Annotated in this window: 18 protein-coding genes and 1 pseudogene; 13 read left to right on the forward strand and 6 right to left on the reverse strand. The window is 65.1% G+C overall.

Features of this window, described 5'->3' with window-relative positions; genetic code table 11:
* Positions 1-299: 299 nt before the first annotated feature.
* The 4 genes from GBJ34_RS01545 (at position 300) to GBJ34_RS01560 (ending at position 4,264) form a co-directional block, all read left to right on the forward strand.
* Positions 300-2,153 (forward strand): ABC-F family ATP-binding cassette domain-containing protein, encoded by a 1,854-nt coding sequence (locus GBJ34_RS01545; protein WP_151717495.1) that lies wholly within the window; start codon positions 300-302, stop codon positions 2,151-2,153.
* 166 nt (positions 2,154-2,319) lie between these two features.
* The gene (locus tag GBJ34_RS01550) at positions 2,320-2,937 is read left to right on the forward strand and encodes a nitroreductase family protein (RefSeq protein WP_151717496.1); all 618 of its coding nucleotides are present in this window, start codon (positions 2,320-2,322) and stop codon (positions 2,935-2,937) included.
* A 131-nt stretch (positions 2,938-3,068) separates the two neighbouring features.
* Entirely contained in the window at positions 3,069-3,689 is a 621-nt protein-coding gene (locus tag GBJ34_RS01555) for a MarC family protein (RefSeq protein WP_151717497.1), read from the forward strand.
* The gene (locus GBJ34_RS01560) at positions 3,689-4,264 is read left to right on the forward strand and encodes a retropepsin-like aspartic protease family protein (RefSeq protein ID WP_151717498.1); all 576 of its coding nucleotides are present in this window, start codon (positions 3,689-3,691) and stop codon (positions 4,262-4,264) included. The genes GBJ34_RS01555 and GBJ34_RS01560 overlap by 1 nt, the downstream gene beginning before the upstream one ends.
* A 7-nt stretch (positions 4,265-4,271) precedes the next feature.
* Here the strand turns inward: GBJ34_RS01560 and GBJ34_RS01565 are convergent, their stop codons facing one another.
* Entirely contained in the window at positions 4,272-4,730 is a 459-nt protein-coding gene (locus GBJ34_RS01565) for a DNA polymerase III subunit chi (RefSeq protein ID WP_151717499.1), read from the reverse strand.
* A 13-nt stretch (positions 4,731-4,743) separates the two neighbouring features.
* Positions 4,744-6,213, reverse strand: a complete 1,470-nt coding sequence (locus GBJ34_RS01570; protein ID WP_151717500.1) for a leucyl aminopeptidase — start codon at positions 6,211-6,213, stop codon at positions 4,744-4,746.
* 257 nt (positions 6,214-6,470) lie between these two features.
* On the opposite strand from GBJ34_RS01570, the gene lptF reads away from it, so the two are divergent.
* The 6 genes from lptF to rsmA are packed head-to-tail and all read left to right on the forward strand — an operon-like array spanning position 6,471 to position 14,017.
* Positions 6,471-7,595 carry an LPS export ABC transporter permease LptF gene (gene lptF / locus GBJ34_RS01575; protein WP_151717501.1) on the forward strand — a complete coding sequence of 375 codons (1,125 nt, stop codon included), beginning with the start codon at positions 6,471-6,473 and terminating at the stop codon, positions 7,593-7,595.
* Positions 7,592-8,686, forward strand: a complete 1,095-nt coding sequence (gene lptG / locus GBJ34_RS01580; protein WP_151717502.1) for an LPS export ABC transporter permease LptG — start codon at positions 7,592-7,594, stop codon at positions 8,684-8,686. The genes lptF and lptG overlap by 4 nt, the downstream gene beginning before the upstream one ends.
* Positions 8,686-10,851 (forward strand): LPS-assembly protein LptD, encoded by a 2,166-nt coding sequence (locus tag GBJ34_RS01585; protein WP_151717503.1) that lies wholly within the window; start codon positions 8,686-8,688, stop codon positions 10,849-10,851. The genes lptG and GBJ34_RS01585 overlap by 1 nt, the downstream gene beginning before the upstream one ends.
* Before the next feature lie 55 nt (positions 10,852-10,906).
* Positions 10,907-12,115, forward strand: a complete 1,209-nt coding sequence (locus tag GBJ34_RS01590) for a peptidylprolyl isomerase (protein ID WP_192931073.1) — start codon at positions 10,907-10,909, stop codon at positions 12,113-12,115.
* A 3-nt stretch (positions 12,116-12,118) separates the two neighbouring features.
* Complete coding sequence (gene pdxA, locus GBJ34_RS01595; RefSeq protein WP_151717505.1) at positions 12,119-13,099, forward strand: 4-hydroxythreonine-4-phosphate dehydrogenase PdxA; 981 nt, start codon at positions 12,119-12,121, stop codon at positions 13,097-13,099.
* 60 nt (positions 13,100-13,159) lie between these two features.
* Positions 13,160-14,017, forward strand: a complete 858-nt coding sequence (gene rsmA / locus GBJ34_RS01600; protein WP_151717506.1) for a 16S rRNA (adenine(1518)-N(6)/adenine(1519)-N(6))-dimethyltransferase RsmA — start codon at positions 13,160-13,162, stop codon at positions 14,015-14,017.
* A 788-nt stretch (positions 14,018-14,805) separates the two neighbouring features.
* Here the strand turns inward: rsmA and GBJ34_RS21305 are convergent.
* From GBJ34_RS21305 to prfA, 3 genes and pseudogenes are all read right to left on the reverse strand, one after another.
* A pseudogene (locus GBJ34_RS21305) lies at positions 14,806-15,306 on the reverse strand (DUF4167 domain-containing protein); the annotation flags it as partial.
* 204 nt (positions 15,307-15,510) lie between these two features.
* On the reverse strand, positions 15,511-16,356 hold the full coding sequence (prmC, locus tag GBJ34_RS01610; RefSeq protein WP_151717508.1) for a peptide chain release factor N(5)-glutamine methyltransferase: 846 nt from the start codon (positions 16,354-16,356) through the stop codon (positions 15,511-15,513).
* Positions 16,353-17,408, reverse strand: a complete 1,056-nt coding sequence (gene prfA / locus GBJ34_RS01615) for a peptide chain release factor 1 (protein ID WP_151717509.1) — start codon at positions 17,406-17,408, stop codon at positions 16,353-16,355. Before prfA ends, prmC begins: the two co-directional genes overlap by 4 nt.
* Positions 17,409-17,667: 259 nt before the next feature.
* Between prfA and GBJ34_RS01620 the strand changes: the two genes are divergently transcribed.
* From GBJ34_RS01620 to GBJ34_RS01630, 3 genes are all read left to right on the forward strand, one after another.
* A complete protein-coding gene (locus GBJ34_RS01620; RefSeq protein WP_151717510.1) occupies positions 17,668-18,561 on the forward strand; it encodes a PfkB family carbohydrate kinase in 894 nt (297 codons plus the stop codon).
* Positions 18,558-19,475, forward strand: coding sequence for a pseudouridine-5'-phosphate glycosidase (locus GBJ34_RS01625; RefSeq protein ID WP_151717511.1), 918 nt, complete (start codon positions 18,558-18,560; stop codon positions 19,473-19,475). The genes GBJ34_RS01620 and GBJ34_RS01625 overlap by 4 nt, the downstream gene beginning before the upstream one ends.
* Before the next feature lie 139 nt (positions 19,476-19,614).
* Positions 19,615-20,313 (forward strand): DUF502 domain-containing protein, encoded by a 699-nt coding sequence (locus GBJ34_RS01630; protein WP_151717512.1) that lies wholly within the window; start codon positions 19,615-19,617, stop codon positions 20,311-20,313.
* Between the two features lie 81 nt (positions 20,314-20,394).
* Here the strand turns inward: GBJ34_RS01630 and GBJ34_RS01635 are convergent, their stop codons facing one another.
* Positions 20,395-21,441, reverse strand: coding sequence for a patatin-like phospholipase family protein (locus GBJ34_RS01635; RefSeq protein ID WP_151717513.1), 1,047 nt, complete (start codon positions 21,439-21,441; stop codon positions 20,395-20,397).
* Positions 21,442-21,447 lie beyond the last annotated feature (6 nt).

The following is a 21,447-nucleotide window of genomic DNA, read 5'->3' on the forward strand; positions in this document are numbered from 1 at the left end:
GGCCCTGCGGTGAAGTCAGGATCGGGGCGCGGACCCCGGCACCCGCACGGCACCGCCCCCACGATATTTGAAACCAAGCCGATCCGCCATTGCCCTTGCGGATGCCATGAACATCGCAAGCAGCACGCGGCCTCTGTCTCCATTCATCTGTTCTCAAATATCCCGGGGGTCCGGGGGCTGGCCCCCGGGCGCATGTCGCATCGCGCAGGCGTTGCAGGCAAAAGCACCCCAAAAAGCACCTCCCAAAGCGTCCGGGCCCGGTTGACGCCCCGCGCAAAGGCGGGCAAGGCAGACGCATCATGTTGCGCATCAATGACCTCACCTATTCGATCGAAGGCCGCCCTCTGTTCGAGGGGGCCTCTGCCACCATCCCCACCGGCCACAAGGTCGGTCTTGTCGGACGCAATGGCGCGGGCAAGACCACGCTGTTCCGGCTGATCCGGGGCGAGCTTGCGCTGGAAGGCGGCGAGATCTCGATTCCGGCCCGCGCCCGCATCGGCGGCGTGGCACAGGAGGTGCCGTCCTCGGCCACCTCGCTGATTGACACGGTGCTGGCTGCCGATACCGAACGCGCAAGCCTGCTGGCGGAATCCGAGACCGCGACCGATCCGCATCGCATTGCCGAGATCCAGACCCGTCTGGCCGATATCGACGCCTGGTCGGCCGAGGGGCGCGCGAGTGCCATCCTGCGCGGCCTTGGCTTTGACGCCGAGGCACAGCTGCGCCCCTGCTCGGATTTCTCGGGCGGCTGGCGGATGCGGGTGGCGCTGGCGGGCGTGCTGTTTGCGCAGCCCGATTATCTGCTGCTGGACGAGCCGACGAACTATCTTGATCTGGAAGGCGCGCTCTGGCTTGAAAGCTATCTGCAGAAATACCCGCATACCGTGCTGATCATCAGTCACGACCGGGGTCTGCTGAACCGCGCGGTGCAGGGCATCCTGCATCTTGATAACCGCAAGCTGACCTATTGGCAGGGCGGTTACGACCAGTTCGCCCGCCAGATGGCGGAACGCCGCGCGGTTCAGGCCGCCGAGGCCAAGAAGGTCGAGGCGCGGCGCGCCCATCTGCAAAGTTTCGTGGATCGCTTCAAGGCCAAGGCATCGAAAGCCGTGCAGGCGCAAAGCCGCGTGAAGATGCTGGAAAAGCTGACCCCGATCACCGCGCCGGAAGAGGCGCGCAAGATGGTCTTCACCTTCCCCGCGCCCGAGGCGCTGTCGCCCCCCATCATCAATATGGAGGGCGCGAGCACCGGCTATGGCAAGACCACGATCCTGCGCAACCTGTCGCTGCGCATCGATCAGGATGACCGCATCGCGCTTCTGGGTCGCAATGGCGAGGGCAAGTCGACTTTGTCGAAGCTGCTTGCGGGCAAGCTGGATCTGATGGGCGGCAGTCTGCACCGCCATTCCAAGCTGCGCATCGGCTTCTTCGCCCAGCATCAGGTCGAGGAACTCTATATCGACGAGACGCCCTTGCAGCATGTGCAGCGGCTGCGCCCGACCGAGGGGCAGCCGCGCCTGCGCGCGCGTCTTGCGGGCTTTGGCCTGATGGCCGAACAGGCGGAAACCGTGGTGGGCCGCTTGTCGGGTGGCCAGAAGGCGCGGCTGTCGCTGCTCTTGGCCACCATCGATGCGCCGCATCTTCTGATCCTCGACGAGCCGACCAACCACCTGGATATCGAAAGCCGCGAGGCGCTGGTGGAGGCGCTGACCGAATATTCCGGCGCAGTGATCCTGGTCAGCCACGACATGCACCTGTTGGGGCTGGTGGCCGATCGCCTCTGGCTGGTGAAGGGGGGCGCAGTCCAGCCCTATGAAAAGGATCTGGAGACCTACCGGGCCGAGCTTCTGGCGGGGGACGAGCCCGCCAAAGAGGTGGTAAAGCCAGTCGAGAAACCCAAGAAAGCCAGCCGGGACGAGATCCTTGCCCTGCGCGCCGAGGTGCGCAAATGCGAGGAGCGCCTGGCCAAGCTGAATGACATGCGCGACAAGCTGGCCAGCAAACTCGCCGACCCGGAGCTTTATGAAGACAGCCGCAAGGGCGACCTCGCGGTCTGGAACAAGAAGTATGCCGAGGTGATGGACGGGCTTGACCGGGCCGAGGCCATGTGGTTGTCGGCGCAGGAAAAACTGGAAGGGGCGGAGGCGCGATAAGCGCCTCCCAAATCGGCTCTCCACCCGACGATGCGTCCCCGCATCGCGAATTTTTATCTGCATGGGTGAACCGTAAACCTGCGCAGATGCACAGCTTTCCGGGATTGAAGGTTTTTGCGCGCAGTCGCATTTTCTGCCCTGTATCCGAGCTGAAGGGCCACCTCTCATGTCGAACCCGACCATTGCCACCCTGAAAAAACGCCGCACCCAATACGCCTTGGGTCGCAACGTCAAACAATCCCCGGCCGAGCTTGAAGCGCTGATCAAGGAGGCGATCCGCCTCTCGCCCTCGTCGTTCAACTCGCAATCCTCGCGCGCCGTCATCCTGTTCGGCGCGGAATCGGAAAAGTTCTGGCAACTGACCGAAGACGCGCTGCGCGCCGTCGTGCCCGCCGATGCCTTTGCCCCGACCGAAGCCAAGATGAAATCCTTTGCCGCCGGTGTCGGCACGGTGCTGTTCTATGAAGATCAGGATACCGTGAAGGGCCTGCAAGAGAACTTCCCGCTTTACGCCGATGCCTTCCCGACCTTCTCGGAGCATTCGGCGGGTATGGCGCAAATCTCGGTCTGGAACGCGCTGGCCGATGCCGGCCTTGGCGCATCGTTGCAGCATTACAGCCCGATCGCCGATGCCCCGGCGGCCGAGGCCTTCAATGTCCCGGCAAGCTGGAAGCTGCGCGCACAGATGCCCTTCGGCTCGCATGAGGCGGGCTTCGACGACAAGGGCTTCATCGAGGATGAGGGCCGCTTCATCACCCTCGGTCTGGCCGTCGCCGCCGAATAATTCCCGCTTTGCGTGACTGATGAGGGCACCCGCTTGGGTGCCCTTTTTCGTATTGCGGTCCTTGCCTTGCCATTCGGTTCCGCGCAAACTTGACCGCAAGCAACAACAGGACGGGGCCAAAAGGACGGGGCATGATCGAGACCGCTTTCCTCATCACCGCCTATGCCACGCTGTTCGTGGTGATCGACCCGCCCGGGCTGGTGCCGCTGTTCATCGCCCTGACCCGCGGCATGAGCGTGGAACGCCGCCGGGCGCTGGCGATCCGGGCCTGCATCATTGCCTTTGCCATCCTTGCGGCCTTTGCCATCGCGGGTGAGGCGCTGTTGGGTTTTATCGGCATCACCATGCCTGCCTTCCGCATTGCGGGCGGGATCCTGCTGTTCCTGACCGCGCTCGACATGCTGTTTGAACGCCGCACCCAGCGGCGCGAGGGGCAGCAGGCCGAGCCGGATCATGACCCGTCGGTCTTTCCGCTGGCGACGCCGCTGATTGCCGGATCGGGGGCGATTGCCACCATGATCCTGCTGGTCGGTCAGGCGGGTGGCGGGCTTGCGGCCATCAGCGCCGCGATCGGGGTGATGCTGGCGGTGATGCTGACCACCTTTGCCTTCCTGCTGGCCGCCCCCCCGCTGGAACGGATGCTGGGCCGCACCGGCACCATCGTGATCACTCGGCTTCTGGGCATGTTGTTGGCCGCCCTTGCGGTGCAATTCGTCATTGATGGCGTGCGTGGCACGGGACTGATCGGCTGATGGAGACCGATATCCTGATGCGGGCGCTGTATCTGGGGCTGCTGATTGCGGTGCTTGGCGGCTGGGTTCTGGCCGAATATCGCGGCCGCACCGGCTTTGCGCTGCGCTCTGCCATGGCTTGGGTTCTGATTATCCTGGGCGGGCTTGCGGCCTATGGGCTTTGGAACGACATCCGGCCCAACCTGCTGCCGCGTCAGGAAGCGACCGGGGGCCGTGTGCAGACTGACCGCGCCCGGGATGGGCATTTCTACCTGACGCTGGAGGTGAACGGCACCCAGATCAATTTCATGGTCGATACCGGCGCCTCGGGCGTGGTGCTGGGCCGCGATGATGTGGCGCGGCTGGATATCAAGACCGAAGGCCTAGCCTATCTGGGGCAGGCGCAGACCGCCAATGGCACGGTGCGCACGGCGCGGATCTGGCTCAAGGATGTGCGTCTGTCGGATTGGGAAGATACCGACCTGCCCGCCTATGTGACTGAGGGCGAAATGGAGGGATCGCTGCTGGGGATGGATTATCTGAACCGCTACCGGCTGGAGATTGACGGCGATACCATGGTGCTGACCCGGCGGTGATTGCGCATCAGGTGCCGGATTCCGCCTTTTTCTCCCAGCGGCCAGCCTCTTCGGACCAGTATTGCGCCGGCGTGCCTGCGGCGGTGATCGCTTTCCACAAGCCCCGCGCGCGGTTGACCGCGCCGCCATCATGGCCGTCGAACAGCACCCAGACCCGTTCCATCGCCTCGGCCTCGCCGGGCAGCGGCTCGGCCCCGTCGATCAGCAGCACCGCCTTGGTGCCGGGCATCGCCGCTCCCTGCCCCAGTAGGATCGGCTGATCGCCGTCTCGCGGCCCGCCCGCCAAGCCATGCGGCAGGAACCCGTCATCGGGGTTGAGCCAAAGCCAGTCATCCAGGTGTTGCAGCCGCGCGGGATCGCTCCCGCGCAGCATCACCCGCCAGCCTGCGCCAAGCGCCCGCTCCATCAGGGTGCGGGCGGTGTCTTCCACGCTGGAGCGGGTGATATGGTAGAACAGAACCGGCATGAGGCGCGCGCGATCAGCCTTCGTACTGGTCGCGGATCAGGCGGTTCAGCGCCATGACGCCCCAGCCGGTCGCCCCTTTGGGGGCCAGCGTGCTGTCACCCTTCAGCAGCGCGGTGCCCGCGATATCCAGATGGATCCACGGGGTTTCCGGCTTCACGAAGCGTTGCAGGAACTGCGCCGCGGTGATTGCGCCGCCATCGCGCCCGCCGACATTCATCATATCCGCGATCCGCGATTTCAGTTTCGCATCATAGGCCGCGCCCATCGGCAGGCGCCATGCGCCTTCGCCCTCGGAACGGGCCGCGCGCAGGAACTGGTCGCAGAAGGCATCGTTGTTGGAAAAGACGCCGGTATGTTCATGGCCAAGCGCCACGATGATCGCGCCGGTCAGGGTGGCCAGGTCGATCATGCCGACCGGCTTGAACCGTTCCTGCGCATACCACATCACATCGGCCAGCACCAAACGCCCCTCGGCATCGGTGTTGATCACCTCGATCGTGTCCCCCTTCATGGAGCGGACCACATCGCCCGGGCGCTGTGCGCGGCCATCGGGCATGTTCTCGACCAGAGCGACGATGCCCACGACATTGGCGCGCGCCTTGCGCAGCGCCAGCGTGCGCATCACGCCCGCAACGACCCCGGCACCGCCCATATCCATGGTCATCTCTTCCATGCCGCCCGCAGGCTTGATCGAGATGCCGCCGGTGTCGAACACCACACCCTTGCCGATCAGCGCCAGCGGCGCGTCACCTGCCTTGCCGCCGTTCCATTGCATCACCACAACCTTGGAGGGGGCCTCGGACCCCTGCCCCACGCCAAGCAGCGCGCCCATGCCAAGCTTGGCCAGATCGGCTTCCTCCAGGATCTCGACCTCCAGCCCCAGTTCCTGCATGGCGGCAAGGCGGGCCGCAAAATCATCGGTGGTCAGGATATTGGCGGGCTCGTTCACCAGGTCACGGGTGAAGAACACGCCTTCGGCCAGGGCGGCCATCGGCGCGGCGTCCGACGCCACCTTTTCCGGTTCTGCCACCATCAGGGTGACCGGGCCGGGCACGGTCTGTTCGCCGGTCTTGTGCGCGGTAAAGCCATAGGCCCGCAGCGCAAGCCCGAAAGAGATATCGGCGGCGGCCTTGGTGTTTTCCGCCAGCACCAGTGTCGCGGTCTTTGACAAGGCCTTGCCGATGGCGGCCCCCGCCTTGCGGGCGGTCTCTGTATCGGGTTTGCGGTCCAGCTTCACCACCTGCACCGCATCGGCCTTGATCCCCGCCGGATAGGCCAGATCGGCGCTGTCGCCCGATTTCAGCGCCCCGAAAGACTCTGACCCCAGAAACCGCGCCAAGGCCCCGCGCATCAGCTTGTCCAGCTTGCGCCCCGCCGGTCCCAGCTTGCCCGCCTCATCGACGATCAGCGCGATACGACCGGCCGCATCGGCCAGGGCTGCGGCATCGACGGGCTGAAACTGGATCGGAACGGGATGCGACATGGGATACTCCGCTAATGCGCCACTGGCTGCGTGTTTGCTGGGTGCGCGATTGCCGGGATGGGTTATGCCGGTCGCGTCTTTTCGGCGCCACGCTACCGCCCCGGCGCGGGCTTGACCAGCCCCCCGGACGGGTCACCCGGATCGCGTTGCACGGGCCTCGGCAGGGCTTTGCCATGCAGGTGGATGCCTTGACCGGGCAGGGTTTTCCCGGCAGGTGAATTCGGATAGCGTCCGCCTAGATAAAAGGAGAAGCCCCCGTGTCGAGATTCGACAGATACTTGCTGTCGCAATTGCTGATGCTCTTCGGCTTCTTCTCCTTGGTGCTGGTCGCGATCTATTGGGTCAACCGGGCGGTCGGCCTGTTTGACGAACTGATCGGCGATGGCCAAAGCGCCCTGGTGTTTCTGGAATTTTCGCTGCTGACGCTGCCGAATGTGATCCGGCTGGTGCTGCCGATCTCGGCCTTTGCGGCAACTGTCTATGCGGTGAACCGCCTCATGGGTGACAGTGAGCTGGTGGTGATGCAGGCGACCGGCTTTTCCAGCTTTCGCCTGGCGCGGCCCGTGCTTTATTTTGGCCTTTGTGCGGCGCTGATGATGGCGATCCTGATGCATGTGCTGGTGCCCGCAAGTCGGGCTGCGCTGACCGCGCGATCTGCCGAAATCGCCGAGAACGTGACCTCGCGCTATCTGTCGGACGGCGAGTTCATCCATCCGACCGAGGGGATCACCCTTTACATCAGCAATGTCACCGACCGGGGCGAGTTGCAGGACGTCTTTCTGGCCGATGACCGCAAGCCGGAGGCCCGGCGCACCTATACCGCCAGCCGTGCCCTGCTGGTGCGGGGCGAAACCGGACCGAAACTCATCATGTTCGATGGCATGGTGCAGGATATGTCGGCCGAGAGCCGCCTGTCGGTCACGCGCTTTGCCGATTTCACCTATGATCTGGCGGCGCTGATCGATCAGGGCAAATTGCCGGGCCGCACAATCGACGAATTGTCGACGCTGCAGCTGTTGCAGGCCAGCCCGGACCTGCAGGCGGAAACCGGCAAAAGCCGCGCGGCCTTTCTGTCCGAGGCGCATTTGCGCTTTGCCATGCCCTTCCTGGCCACCGCCGCCGCGCTGATCGGGTTTTCGGCGCTGCTGCTGGGGGGCTTTTCGCGCTTTGGCCTGTGGCGGCAGATCGCGTTCTCGGTGCTGTTGCTGATCCTGTTGCAGCTGATCCATACTTGGGCTTCGGGGACGGCGCTGCGCGATGACCGCGCCTGGCCGCTGGTCTATCTGTCGCCGTTCACCGGGATTGCCATATCTTGCGGCCTGTTGTGGTGGTCGCAGCGCCCGCGCCGGGTGCGGCGCGTGAGCGCGGAGGCCGCAGCATGACCCTCAGCCTTTATATCGCGCGCCGGTTCTTCTGGATGTTCATCCGGGTCCTGGGGGTGTTCTTCGGCATCCTGATGCTGATCGACATGCTCGATCAGTTGCGCCGCCTGTCCGGCAAGGGGGTCGGTCTTGTGCAGGCGATGGAGCTGTCGGCGCTGAATGTCCCCGAAAGCCTTTACAACATCCTGCCGCTGATCATGATCCTGGCGGCGATCGCGATGTTTCTGGGCTTTGCACGTTCGTCCGAGTTGGTGGTGGTGCGCGCGGCCGGGCGGTCGGGCCTGCGCTTCCTGCTTGCGCCCATCGTGGTTTCGCTGATGATCGGCATTGTGGCGGTTGCGGTGTTGAACCCGCTGGTCGCCGCCACGTCCAAGGCCTATGAGGCGCGCTATGCCGGATATGCGCGCGGGGCAGAGCGGGTGTTGTCAGTGTCGGAAGATGGTCTTTGGTTGCGGCAGGGGGGCGATGGATCGCAAACGGTGATCCATGCCAGCCGCGCCAATGCCGATGGCACCCAGCTTTATGGCGTGACCTTCCTGTCCTTTGACGAAGAAGGCCTGCCGCGCGAGCGGGTCGAGGCCGAATCCGCCCGGCTGCAACCCGGCGCATGGGCGGTGGAAAAGGTGCGCCGCTGGCGGCTGGATGCGCTGAACCCGCAGCAAGGTATCGAGGTGCTGGACACCGCCACCCTGCCTTCGGATCTGACGGCAGATGCCATCCGCGACAGCTTCGGCAGCCCCGCCGCGATCCCGGTCTGGGAATTGCCGGCCTTCATCCGGGGGCTGGAGCGCGCGGGTTTTTCGGCGCGCAACCATCAGGTCTGGTTGCAGATGCAGCTGGCCCTGCCCCTGCTGATGAGCGCGATGGTCCTGATCGCTGCCGGTTTCACCATGCGCCATGCCCGTTTCGGCGGCACCGGCCTTCTGGTGCTGTTTTCGTTGCTGGGCGGGTTCGCAATGTTCTTTCTGCGCAATTTCGCGCAAGTGCTGGGCCAGAACGGGCAGGTGCCCGTCATGGTCGCAGCCTGGGCCCCGCCGCTTGCGGCGGCGCTGTTCGCGCTTGGATTGCTGCTGCATCTGGAGGATGGCTGATGCGGCTGCGTCATTTCGTTTCTACACTTTTGCTGACGGTGGCGCTGCCGCTGGCGGCCCCCTTGCAGGCGCAGGATCTGGCATCCTTGCAAGCCGATCAGGTGGCGATCACCGGCGATCAGGTGCTGAACGCGACCGGCGCGGTCGAGGTGCGCTATCGTGGCCAGATCCTGCGCGCGCAGGGTGTGCGCTATGACAAGGGCACCGACCGGCTGTCGATCACCGGGCCAATCACCGTCACCGATGGGTCAGGCAACCTGATCACCGCCGATGCCGCAGAGCTGTCTGCCGATCTCTCTGAGGGTCTGCTGACCTCGGCCCGCTTCGTGCTGGCGCGGCAGATGCAGATCGCGGCGCGGCAGATGTTCCGCACGCAGGGGCGCTACACCCAGCTGACTGACAGCGTGGCCTCCTCTTGCGAGGTTTGCACCGTCGCGCCGACGCCGCTTTGGGAAATCCGCGCCGCGCGGGTGATCCATGACGAACAGGAACGCCAGTTGTGGTTTGACAAGGCCACGCTGCGCTTTGGCGGTGTGCCGGTGGCCTATATCCCGCGCCTGCGGATGCCGGATCCGACGCTGGACCGCGCGACCGGCTTCCTTTCTCCGCGCCTGCGCACCACCTCCGATCTTGGGGCGGGGATCAAGCTGCCCTATTTCATCGCGCTTGGCCCCAGCCGCGACCTGACGGTGACGCCCTATGTCAGCGCGCAATCGGGCCGCTCGGTGGAACTGCGCTACAGGCAGGCTTTCCGCACCGGCACCATCGAGGCCACGGGCGCTTTGTCGCGTGACCGCATTCTGCGCGGCGAGGATCGCGGCTATGTCGCGTTGAAGGGCGATTTCGGTCTTCCGGACGGCTTCCGCCTGACATTCTCGGGGCTGGCGGTCAGCGATCCGGGCTATCTGGTCGATTACGACATTTCCGACATGGACCGGATCGACAGCCGGATCGAGGCCAGTCGCACCCGGCGCAACGAATATGTCTCGGGGCGCTTCGTGAATTTCCGCTCGATCCGCGATATTGGCGGACAGCTGGAAAGCAATGCCACCCTGCCGACGCTGGTTGCCGATTTCACCTGGCATCGGCGCTTTTCGGGCGGGCCGCTGGGGGGCGAGGCTGGCTTGCGCTTCCAGACCCATAGCCATTACCGCAGTTCCGACAGCTGGACCGACAGCGATATCGATGCCGATGACATCGCCGACGGGCGCGATCTGTCGCGGGTCTCGCTGCGGCTCGATTGGCGGCGCAGCTGGGTCTTCGGCCCCGGGTTGGTCGGCACCATGATGGGCGAAGGCAATGCCGATATCTATTCGATCCGGCAGGACGCGCTTTATGAGGGCACCATTCCGCGCCTGCATGGCACGGTGGGGGCCGAGCTGCGCTGGCCCTGGGTCGCGACATCCGACTCTGGCGCAAGCCATGTGATCGAGCCGGTTTTGCAACTGGTCGCGGCCAGTTCCGACACGGCAGATGTGCCCAATGAAGACAGCACCCTGGTCGAGTTCGACGAGGGAAATCTGTATTCGATGGGCCGCTTTTCCGGGTCTGATGCGCGCGAGGCCGGCACCTGGCTGAATGCCGGTGTCAGCTGGACGCGGTTCGATCCGGCGGGCTGGAGCAGCGCCCTGACCCTTGGCCGTGTGTTGCGCACGACGGATGAAGGACAGTTCAGCGAGGTTTCGGGCCTTGCGGGCAGCAGTTCCGATTGGCTTGCCGCAGGGCGGATCACCTTTCCCGCAGGCTTCAGCGCCACGGGGCGGGTGATTCTGGATGACGGTCTGGATCTGACCAAGGGCGAGATGCTGGTGGATATCAATCGCGAACGGTATGGCCTCTCGGCCTCATATGTCTGGATGCAGGCCGATGCCGCCGAAAGCCGCACCGTCAACACCAATGAGCTGCATCTGGATGGCAGGCACAGCCTTGGCCAAAGCTGGACGGGCCGGGTCTCGGGGCGCTATGACCTTGAGGCGGATCGCCTGAACCGGGCCAATATGGGGCTGGAGTTCCGCAACGAATGCCTGCGCGTGGATCTTTCCCTCTCGCGCCGGTTCACGACCTCGACTAGTGTGAAGCCGACCACGAATATCGGGCTTTCGGTCGATCTTCTGGGCTTTGGCGGCGCGGCGAAGGCCGGACCTGCCGGGGCCTGCCGAGGTTGACCCTGTGATGAGAACCGCCCGTTCTGCCGTGACCTGCAATGAAAGACGTCTGACGATGACCCGCTTCCTGCCGCTGCTGACCGCCAGCCTGATCGCCCTGACCGCGCCGATGGCTTTGCCGCAGGCCGCAATCGCCCGGGGCAACCCTTTCGCGGCACGCATCATCATCAATGATTATGCGGTGACGGAATGGGAGTTCCAGCAGCGTTTGCTGTTCATGCAATTGCTGCGCGCGCCGGGCGATCTGGAAAAGGCGGCGCTGGATGCGCTGGTCGATGACCGCCTGCGCATGATGGAGGCCAAGCGCTACAAGGTTACCGTCAAGCCCGACCAGTTGCGCAAGGGCATGGAAGAATTTGCGGCCCGCGCCAATCTGAGCGCGGATCAATTGCTGGAAGAACTGGCCAAGGCCGGGGTCGAGGCTGAAACCTTCCGCGACTTCGTCATGGCGGGTCTGGTCTGGCGCGAGATCATGCAAGGCAAGTTCGCCAGTTCCGCCAAGGTGACCGAGAATGACATCGATCGCGCGATCGAGGGCGAAACCCGCAAGATGGCGCTGACGGTCTCGGTGGCCGAGCTGATCATCCCCGCCCCGCCGGGGGAAGAGGAACAGGCTCTGGCGCTGGCGCGCCGCATCTCGCGCGAGGTGAAGACCGAAGGCGGCTTTGCTTCTGCGGTTGCGAATTATTCGGCCGCCGCCTCGCGCGATCGCGGTGGGCGGTTGGATCCGATGCCGCTGGCCAATCTGCCGGCGCAAATCTCCTCGGTGATCCTACCGCTGGCCCCGGGTCAGGTTTCGGCCCCGGTGCAGATCCCGGGCGGTGTGGCGCTGTTTCAGTTGCGCGCCATCAGCGAAGGCCGTCCCGACAGCGGCAAACCCGTCGAGGTGGAATATGCCCGCCTGACCTTGCCCGCCGGCGATCCGCTGATGGCACGGATCATGACGCAGGCGCAGACCTGCAAGGATATCTATGGTATGGCCCCGGGCCTGCCCGCCGATCAGTTCCAGATCCAGACCCAGACCATGGCGGCGGTGCCACAGGATACCGGCCTGGCGCTGGCCCGGATGGATCAGGGCGAGATGGTGCTGCGCGACCGCGGCACCGCCCAGGAGATGCTGATGCTCTGCGCCCGGCGTCCGGCATCGGAGGAGCCGATCGACCGCGATGCGGTGCGCAACCGTCTGGTCAATGCCAAGGTCGACCGGATGGCGACCCAGTATCTGGCGCGTCTCAAGGCCGATGCCATCATTCGGACACCCTGAGCCATGAGCGCCACGATCGCGCCGATTGCGCTGACCTGTGGCGAGCCTGCGGGGATCGGCCCCGAGATCGCCATGAAGGCCCGGGCCGAACTGGGCAATAGCCTGCCCTTTTTCTGGATGGGCGATCCGCGCCATCTGCCTCCGGGCGCGGCGTTCCGGGTGATCAACACCCCGGCCGAGGCGCTGACGGTTCCGGGCACGGAACTGCCGGTATTGCCGCACCCCTTTGCAGCCCCGGCCACGCCCGGCAAGATCACCTATGCCAATGCGCGCGGCGTGATCGAGGTGATCGCCCGGGCGGTCTCGCTGGTGACAAAGGGCGAGGCTTCGGCGATCTGCACCGCGCCCTTGCACAAGAAGGCGCTGAAGGATGGCGCGGGCTTCGTGCATCCCGGCCATACCGAGTTTCTGGCCTATCTTGCCCGGGTCGAGACTGTGGTGATGATGCTGGCCTGCCCCGAGCTGCGGGTGGTGCCCGCGACGATCCATATCCCGATTTCCGAAGTGCCGCGCCAATTGACCGAAGGCGGGCTGGAACAGGTGATCCGCATCACCGAGGCCGGGTTGCGGCGTGATTTCGGTATCGCGCATCCGCGCATCGCGGTCTCGGGTCTCAATCCCCATGCGGGCGAAGGGGGGGCGATGGGACGCGAGGATGGCGCGCTGATCGCGCCGGTGGTGGCGCGTCTGGCGGCCGAGGGCATGGCGATCCGGGGGCCGTTGCCAGCCGATACCATGTTCCATCCGCGCGCGCGCGCGGGCTATGATGTGGCGATCTGCATGTATCACGATCAGGCGCTGATCCCGATCAAGACCATCGATTTCGATGGCGGGGTGAATGTGACACTGGGCCTGCCCTTCGTGCGCACCTCGCCCGACCATGGCACGGCGCTGGATATTGCGGGCAAGGGTGTGGCCCATCCCGGCTCATTGATCGCGGCACTGCGCATGGCGCAGCAGATGGCATTGGCGCGCGGGCGATAAGCCTGCGGAGGCCTGTGCCGCAGTATGGTATTGAGATGACATCAGGAGAGCCAAAGGCCCATGGCGACGATTGACGGCCTGCCACCGCTGCGTGAGGTGATCCGCAGCCATGATCTGGTGGCGAAAAAGCAGCTGGGGCAGAATTTTCTGCTGGATCTGAACCTGACCGCCAAGATCGCGCGCCAGGCGGGGGATCTGTCCGGCTGCGATGTGCTGGAGGTCGGGCCCGGCCCCGGCGGGTTGACGCGCGGCCTGTTGGCCGAGGGCGCGCGCCGTGTGCTGGCGGTAGAAAAGGATCCGCGCTGCCTGCCCGCCCTGGCCGAGGTGCAGGCGGCCTATCCCGGCAAGCTGGACGTCATCAACGGCGACGCGCTGGAAGTAGATGTGCTATCGCATCTGACCCCGCCGATCCGGGTGGTGGCCAACCTGCCCTATAATGTCGGGACCGAACTGCTGGTGCGCTGGCTGACACCAGAGAACTGGCCGCCATTCTGGGACAGTCTGACGCTGATGTTCCAGAAAGAGGTCGCCGAACGGATCGTGGCGAAACCGCGCGGCGATCACTACGGGCGGCTGGCGCTTCTGGCGCAATGGCGCTGCGAGGCGCGGATCGTCATGCATCTGCCGCCCGAGGCCTTTACGCCTGCCCCCAAGGTGCATTCGGCGGTCGTCCATCTGATCCGCCTGCCCGGCCCCCGCTTCCCGGCCGACGGCAAGGTTCTGGGCCGGATCACCGCCATGGCCTTCAACCAGCGCCGCAAGATGCTGCGATCTTCGTTGAAGGGCCTTGGCCCGGATATCGAGGAAAGGTTGGCGGCGGCTGGTCTGGCACCCACCGCGCGCGCCGAGGAGATTTCGCTGGAAGGCTTTTGCGCCCTTGCGCGCGAAATCGCGGCGCGGGATGGCAAGGCGGGGTGATCGACCCTGGATCGCAGGTCTGTGATGGCTGGCCCCCGCCTATCTGTCGAGAGCGGTTCTCGCACCGCCCTGACACTGATGAGGCAGGACAGCCGTTGCGGCCGCCCGCTTGCCATAGTTTGAGACAGTGGATGTAGGGCGCGGGGGATGTAGGGCGCGGGGCAAAGGCCGGGTGAATTGGCGGTGATCCGTTTGCAGCGACTGCGCCACGCGATATCACCACAGCCAGCAAAAAGGCCCGGGGGTGTTCCCCGGGCCTTTTGTCATTCTGCGGCTTCCGGCTTTTCCGTGGCCTCGGCCTTCGGCTTTTCAACCTTCGGCTTGCGTGGGGCTGCAGGTTTCTTCGGCTTCGGCGCGGGCGCTTCGGCAGCGGGTGCTTCGGCCTGCGCTGCCGGTTCCGCAACCGGCTGTGCGGCGGGTTGCGGTGCCTCCGGCGCGGTCACGGGCACCATAACCGGGGGCTCCATCGGGGTTGGGGCCTGAACGTCAACCGGCGCTGCAACAGCGGGTTCAGCCGGGGCGGCTGCCTGCAGCTCGACCGGGGTGGCTACAGGCGCTTCGCGCTCGGGACGCGGGGCGCGCGGCTCACGGCGCTCACGATTGCTCTCGCGGTTGCCGTCACGGTTCTGGCCCTGATTGCGACCGCGATTGTCGCGGCCACCCTCATTACGCCCGCCCTCGTTCCGGCCACCTTCGTTGCGGCTGCCGTCATTCCGGCCTTCATTATTGCGGCCCTCGTTGCGCCCGCCATCATTGCTGCGCCCGTCATTGCTGCGGGTGTCGCGGCGCTGCTGCGGTTCGCGTGGGCGCGATTCCGGGGTCTCGACCAGAGCGGGCTCGTCATCCTGCAAGCCAAAGCCCAAGGGTTCCGACAGGTCGGGTTGATCCCCCGCACCCGGATCGCGCGACAGATCGCGGCCATTGTCACGGTCATCACCGCGATCATCGGAACGGCCATTGTCCTGCCGATCACGATAGCCATTGCCACCCTGGTTGCCATTTTGCTGGTATTGCTGCTGGCGCGCCTCTTGCTCGGCAGCAAGCTCACGTTGCGCCTCGCCCAGAAGCCGGGTGTAATGCTCGGCATGTTGCAGGAAGTTCTCGGCCGCCACGCGGTCATTCGACAGCTGCGCATCGCGGGCGAGGATCAGGTATTTCTCGATGATCTGTTGCGGCGTGCCGCGCACCTTGCCTTCTGGGCCGGAGCTGTCGAAGACGCGGTTCACAATATTGCCCATCGAGCGCGGGCGGTTCGACTTCGAACGCGAGCGGGACTTGGAGGATCTCATCTTGTCCTTTGATCCGGGTATCTGGCCGGCGTGACCGTCGGTCGGGAAGCCCGATCTGACATGTCATCCTGTTGCGGCTGAACTGCAGGGGCAGGTCTAAAATTGCCCGGCTGCTTTGGCCGAGTAATCATGTGAAAGGCCCTGTGACAAGCGGATTCTGCGAAAAATCCAGTCCTGTCATGCGATTTCTGTGGATTGTGGCCCCTATCGGCCAGGTTCCGCCGCCGCATGGGCGGCAACCACGCGGTCCCTGCCATCCATATCGGGAAGAACCTGCACCGCTTCAAGCCCGGCTGCGACAAAAAGCGCCTGCACGGCAGGCCCTTGGGTCGGGCCGATTTCGACCATCAGCCGCCCCCCCGGGGCCAGATGCGCGTCCGCGCCTGCAGCAATGGCGCGGTAAGGGTCCAGCCCGTCGCCGCCCGGGGTCAGCGCCAGATGCGGCTCCCATTGCAACACATCCGGCGACAGATCCGCCATTTCATCGGCGGCGATATAGGGCGGGTTTGACACGATCAGGTCGAACTGGCCGGTGACGGGGGCAAACCAGCTGCCAAGGGCAAAGGCGGTGCGCGCGCGCAGCTCCAGTTTATCGGCATTGTCTTGCGCCACCGCCAATGCGGCGGGGCTGAGATCAGTGGCAAGTCCGGTGGCCTGCGGGCGCTCCGCCAGCAGCGTCAGCAAGATCGCGCCACTGCCGGTTCCCAGATCCAGCACACGGGAAAACGGCGCCGACAGGGCGGCGGCAATCAGGCTTTCGGTCTCGGGCCGCGGGTCCAGCACGTCACACGTCACCCGGAAGCTGCGACCCCAGAACAGGCGCTGCCCGGTGATCTGGCTGACCGGCTGGCGCGCAGCACGGGCCGCAAGCAAGGGGGCAAGCCGCGCCAAGGCATCCTTCGGCATCGTATCCTGCATCATCATCGGCAGCCGGTCGGGTGCCACCTCCAGCGCATATGCGATCAGAAGTCGCGCATCGCGCCCGGGATCGGGCACCCCTGCCCCGGTCAACTGCGCCACCGCCGCGCGCCATGCGGCCTGGATGCTCATGCCTCCATCTCCGCCAGCTTTGCGGCCTGATCATGGGCCACCAGCGCGTCGATCACCTCGGCCAGATCGCCCGCCATGATCTGCGGCAGCGCATAGAGCGTCAGGTTGATGCGGTGGTCGGTCATCCGGCCTTGCGGGAAATTATAGGTGCGGATGCGCTCGCTCCGGTCACCCGACCCCACCTGTGCCTTGCGATCGGCGGCGCGGGCGCTGTCCACGCGTTCACGTTCCAGCTCATAAAGCCGGGCCCGCAGCACCTGCATGGCGATCTCGCGGTTGCGGTGCTGGCTTTTCTCGGAACTGGTCACGATGATCCCGGTCGGCAAATGGGTGATCCGCACCGCAGAATCCGTGGTATTCACATGCTGCCCCCCGGCACCAGAGGCCCGCATCGTATCAATGCGGATATCGCTGGCTGGGATGTCGAGATCGACCTCCTCGGCCTCGGGCAGCACGGCGACCGTTGCCGCCGAGGTATGGATGCGCCCGCCCGCTTCGGTTTCGGGCACGCGCTGCACCCGGTGGACGCCGGATTCGTATTTCAGCCTGGCAAAGACGCCTTCGCCCTGCACATGGGCGGTGAATTCCTTGATGCCGCCCAGATCCGACAGCTGCTGTTCCAAGATCTCGAAGCGCCAGCCCATGCTTTCGGCATGGCGCTGATACATCCGCGCCAGATCCCCCGCGAACAGGCTGGCTTCCTCGCCCCCCGTTCCGGGACGGATTTCCAGAATGGCGGGGCGCGCATCTGCGGCATCTTTCGGCAAAAGCGCCAGACGCAGGCCCTGTTCCATTTCAGGGATGCGGGCCTTGAGGCGCGGCAGCTCTTCCTCGGCCAGCGCCTTCATCTCCGGGTCGAGCAGCATCGCCTCGGCTTCGGCCAGATCATCAAGGGCTTGACGATAGGCGGCGATTTCGGCCGCGACGGGCTTCAGATCGGAATATTCGCGCGACAGTGCGGCGATTTCGGCGGGCGCGGCGCCTGCCGAAAGCCTTGCTTCCAGATATTCGAAGCGGCGGGTGATCTGATCGAGTTTGTCGAAGGGAACCATGGCCCGGATGTGGCGCGCTTCCCCGCGGCGGTCAAGGGGGATGGGCGCGGCAAGGGTTGCGGGCGTGGCGGCGCGGCATCTCGCCGCTTGCTTGCGCGCGCAATCCTGCTGATCGGGCTGCCTTGAGAGGGGGGCACCCCGGAAAAGCCATCCCTCGAAACATCGGCCCCAGAATGCGCTGCCCCGGGAGGCGCTGCCTTGGGCAAACGCATCGGCCTTGGGGATTGCGTCGCGCGCCGGAACCGGCGAGAAGCAGGCTATGATGACAGCGGATATCCTTTGTATCGGTTCGGTCCTTTGGGACATTATCGGGCGCTCGCCCGCCGCGATGCGCCTTGGCTCGGATGTGCCGGGGCGGATCACGCGCCTGCCCGGCGGCGTCGCGATGAATATCGCAATGACGCTGCGCCGCTTTGGTCTGACGCCGGGCCTGTTGACCGCCATTGGCCGCGATGCCGAAGGCGATGAACTGGTCGCCGCCTGTGCCCGGATGGGGATGGTCACCGACCATATCTATCGCAGCGAGGACCTGCCGACCGACCGCTATATGGCGGTCGAGGGCGCGAATGGCCTGATTGCGGCGATCGCCGATGCCCATTCTCTGGAGGCGGCCGGCGACAAGATCCTGCGCCCTCTGGCCGATGGCCGCCTTGGTCGCGCCGATGCGCCCTGGGCCGGGCCGGTGGCCCTTGATGGCAATCTGACCGAGGCCCTGCTGGCGCAGATCGCAGCCTCGGCCCTGTTTGCCCGCGCCGATCTGCGCATCGCGCCTGCAAGCCCGGGCAAGGCCGAACGGCTGCTGCCGCTGCTGTCGCATCCCGGTGCCACGCTGTATGTGAACCTTGAGGAAGCCAGCCTGATCTGTGCCGCCGAGTTCACCTCTGCACCTCAGGCGGCCGAGGGGATGCTGGCGCGCGGCGCGCATCGGGTGCTGGTCACCGATGGCGGCCGCACCTGCGCCGAGGGCACCCAAGGCGCCGGCGTCATCACAGGAACCCCTCCCGAAGTCTTGGTGACGCGGATCACCGGCGCGGGCGATACTTTCATGGCGGCCCATATCGTCGCCGAAGGCCGGGGCGCGCCCCGCGAGGCGGCGTTGACAGCCGCGCTGCGCGCCGCCGCCACCTATGTTTCAGGAGAAATCGGATCATGACCCTGCCCCTTTCCTTCACGTCAGAAGTGCGCGCAGCCCTTGATGCCGGCCAGCCGGTCGTGGCGCTGGAATCCACCATCATCACCCATGGGATGCCCTTCCCGCAGAATGTGGAGGCCGCGCGCGCCGTCGAGGCGTTGATCCGTGCCGGTGGCGCGGTGCCCGCGACCATCGCGGTGATGGGCGGGCGCATCCATATCGGCCTGTCCGACGCCGATCTGGATCAGCTGGGCCAGACCCCGCACGCGATGAAACTGAGCCGGGCCGATCTGCCCGCCTGCGTGGCCATGGGTCAAGTGGGGGCCACGACGGTGGCCGCCACGATGATCTGTGCCGCCATGGCCGGGATCTCGGTCTTTGCGACCGGCGGCATTGGCGGCGTCCATCGCGGGGCGGAAACCAGTTTCGATATTTCCGCCGATCTGGTGGAACTTGGCATCTCGCCGGTCACCGTGGTGGCCGCCGGTGCCAAGGCGATCCTTGATCTGCCGAAAACCCTTGAGGTGCTGGAAACCCAAGGGGTTCCGGTCATTGCCTATGGGCAGGATGATTTCCCCGCCTTCTGGTCGCGCTCATCCGGGATGAAGGCGCCCTTGCGAATGGATGATCCGGCCCAGATCGCCGCCGCCCATCTGATGCGCCAGACACTTGGCCTGAAAGGCGGGCAGCTGGTCGCCAACCCGATCCCGGTCGAGGCCGAGATCGCGCGCGAGGAAATCATGCCGGTGGTCGAACAGGCCTTGGCCGAGGCCGAGGCGCAGGGCATTGCTGCAAAGCAGGTGACGCCCTTCCTGCTTGACCGGATCTTCGCCATGACTGAAGGCCGCTCGCTTGCCTCCAATATCGAGCTGGTGCTGAACAATGCCCGCCTGGCCGCGGCCATTGCCAAAGAGATCGCCCGCCAAAAGGCCTGACGCATTGGCCGAATGCCGATTTTTCGACGAAAAATCGTCTTCCGCCCCTGAAATGTCCCCTGAAATGTGATGAATTTCAGGGGCGGCGGTTGCGGTGGGTCATGGCGCAGCCCTAGATAGGGGAAAACAGGGAAAATCCATGACCGAACCAAGCCACAAACGCCCCGGCCTGCTGGCGGGACTGCGCGCCAGCCTTTTGACCGGGCTTGTCGTGGTCTTGCCCATCGGGCTGACAATCTATCTGATCTATACCGTTGTCGGCTGGATCGACAGCTGGATCCTGCCGGTCATTCCCTTCGGCTGGCGCCCTGATCAGCTGGTCGCCTATTACATCGGGCCCGATGCCAATTTCCCGACGCGCGGCCTTGGCGTCATCGTCTTCCTGATCTTCACCGTCATTGTGGGCTGGATCGCCAAGGGATTTCTTGGCCGCACCATCATCGGTCAGGGCGAGCGTCTGGTGGACAGGATGCCGGTGGTGCGCTCGGTGTATGGTGGGTTCAAGCAGATCACCGAGACCTTCTTCGCCAAATCCGAGAAGAGCTTTGACAAGACCTGTCTGGTCGAATTTCCGCGCCCCGGCTGTTGGGCGGTGGGCTTTGTCGCCACCACCGCCAAGGGCGAGATCGCGCAGAAACTGCCAACCGATCGCCCGATGATCGCGGTCTTTGTGGCGCTGACGCCGCTGACGTCGGGCATCCTGATGTTCGTGCCGGAAGAAGACGTGATCCTGCTCGACATGAAGGCCGATGAGGTGGTGAAGCTGATCGTCTCGGCCGGTCTGGTCGCCCCGACCGCCAAAGAGGTGCAGGCGCTGATCGAGGATGCGAAGGTCTGACAGGGGGCACCTCGCCTGCGCCAACCTTCCTGACCAATTGGTGACGCAGCCCGGGCAATGATCTGCCCGGGCAAATCGCTTCTAATCGAAGATCCCGCGCAGATCGGCGCTGCTTTCCTTGCCGATATGGCCGCGATGGCGATGCAGGAAATGCGTCGCTGCGGCCCGCCCCGCCGTCTTCAGCCGGGTCAGAAGCTCCTCCGTCGGGCTTAGCTTACTGCCCGCGCCCAGCTGGTTCATCAACCCGTCATCGGCGATCAGATGGACATTCAGATCCTTCATCGCCCCCGCAGGCATCCGCCCCTCGGCGATCAGCCGCTTCACAAATGCGATAGAGCGCAATTCGCCCAGAAGCGCCGCGTTGAAGCTGATCTCGTTCACCCGGTCCTGAATCTCCACCGGGGATTGCGGGATTGCCGCACGGTAAAGCGGATTGATCGAAATGATCAGGATGTCATCGGGGAGATGCGGTTGATAAAGCGGGAACAGCGCCGGATTGCCGGTGAAACCGCCATCCCAGAATACCTCGTCATGCCCCGTGGCAGGGTCGCGCAACTCGACCGCCTGAAACACCGTGGGCAGGCAGGCCGAGGCCAGCAAGACCGCGGGCGTGATCTCGGCCCCGGCAAAGACCCGGATCTTGCCGCTGCGCACATTGGTGGCAGAGACAAACAGATCCGGCCCCTCATCGGCGCAGATGCGCGAGAAATCGAAATGCGACACCACCTCATGCAGCGGGTTCTGCCAGAACGGCCCCCAAGCATAGGGAGAATAAAGCTGTGCCGCGATTCCGGCGGGCGAGATCGGCAGATTGGCGGTGGCGAAATCGCCCATGGCGGCGGCCATCGGGAACACCGTGCGGAACCATTGCGCGACGCGCAGATCGCCCACCGCACCGACCTGCGCCCAAAGCCGGTCAAGATTTTCGCGTGCGGCCTCCCGTCCGTTCTTTGGCCCGCCCGCGATCAGCCCGGCCTTCAGCGCGGCCGCATTCAGCGCCCCGGCAGAGGTGCCGGTAATCCCGGCAATCTCCAGATCCGGGTCTTCCAGCAGGCGGTCCAGCACGCCCCAGGTGAAGGCACCATGCGCGCCCCCACCCTGAAGCGCAACATTGATACGCTGCTTCATGCCGCG

The organism is Gemmobacter serpentinus (genome assembly GCF_008973825.1).
Taxonomy (GTDB): Bacteria; Pseudomonadota; Alphaproteobacteria; order Rhodobacterales; family Rhodobacteraceae; genus Gemmobacter; species Gemmobacter serpentinus.

Coding starts and splice junctions, on each gene's coding strand:
- GBJ34_RS01545 (WP_151717495.1), top strand. CDS start 300: ATGTTGCGCATCAATGACCTCACCTATTCGATCGAAGGCCGCCCTCTG.
- GBJ34_RS01550 (WP_151717496.1), top strand. CDS start 2,320: ATGTCGAACCCGACCATTGCCACCCTGAAAAAACGCCGCACCCAATAC.
- GBJ34_RS01555 (WP_151717497.1), top strand. CDS start 3,069: ATGATCGAGACCGCTTTCCTCATCACCGCCTATGCCACGCTGTTCGTG.
- GBJ34_RS01560 (WP_151717498.1), top strand. CDS start 3,689: ATGGAGACCGATATCCTGATGCGGGCGCTGTATCTGGGGCTGCTGATT.
- GBJ34_RS01565 (WP_151717499.1), bottom strand. CDS start 4,730: ATGCCGGTTCTGTTCTACCATATCACCCGCTCCAGCGTGGAAGACACC.
- GBJ34_RS01570 (WP_151717500.1), bottom strand. CDS start 6,213: ATGTCGCATCCCGTTCCGATCCAGTTTCAGCCCGTCGATGCCGCAGCC.
- lptG (WP_151717502.1), top strand. CDS start 7,592: ATGACCCTCAGCCTTTATATCGCGCGCCGGTTCTTCTGGATGTTCATC.
- GBJ34_RS01585 (WP_151717503.1), top strand. CDS start 8,686: ATGCGGCTGCGTCATTTCGTTTCTACACTTTTGCTGACGGTGGCGCTG.
- GBJ34_RS01590 (WP_192931073.1), top strand. CDS start 10,907: ATGACCCGCTTCCTGCCGCTGCTGACCGCCAGCCTGATCGCCCTGACC.
- pdxA (WP_151717505.1), top strand. CDS start 12,119: ATGAGCGCCACGATCGCGCCGATTGCGCTGACCTGTGGCGAGCCTGCG.
- rsmA (WP_151717506.1), top strand. CDS start 13,160: ATGGCGACGATTGACGGCCTGCCACCGCTGCGTGAGGTGATCCGCAGC.
- prmC (WP_151717508.1), bottom strand. CDS start 16,356: ATGAGCATCCAGGCCGCATGGCGCGCGGCGGTGGCGCAGTTGACCGGG.
- prfA (WP_151717509.1), bottom strand. CDS start 17,408: ATGGTTCCCTTCGACAAACTCGATCAGATCACCCGCCGCTTCGAATAT.
- GBJ34_RS01620 (WP_151717510.1), top strand. CDS start 17,668: ATGATGACAGCGGATATCCTTTGTATCGGTTCGGTCCTTTGGGACATT.
- GBJ34_RS01625 (WP_151717511.1), top strand. CDS start 18,558: ATGACCCTGCCCCTTTCCTTCACGTCAGAAGTGCGCGCAGCCCTTGAT.
- GBJ34_RS01630 (WP_151717512.1), top strand. CDS start 19,615: ATGACCGAACCAAGCCACAAACGCCCCGGCCTGCTGGCGGGACTGCGC.
- GBJ34_RS01635 (WP_151717513.1), bottom strand. CDS start 21,441: ATGAAGCAGCGTATCAATGTTGCGCTTCAGGGTGGGGGCGCGCATGGT.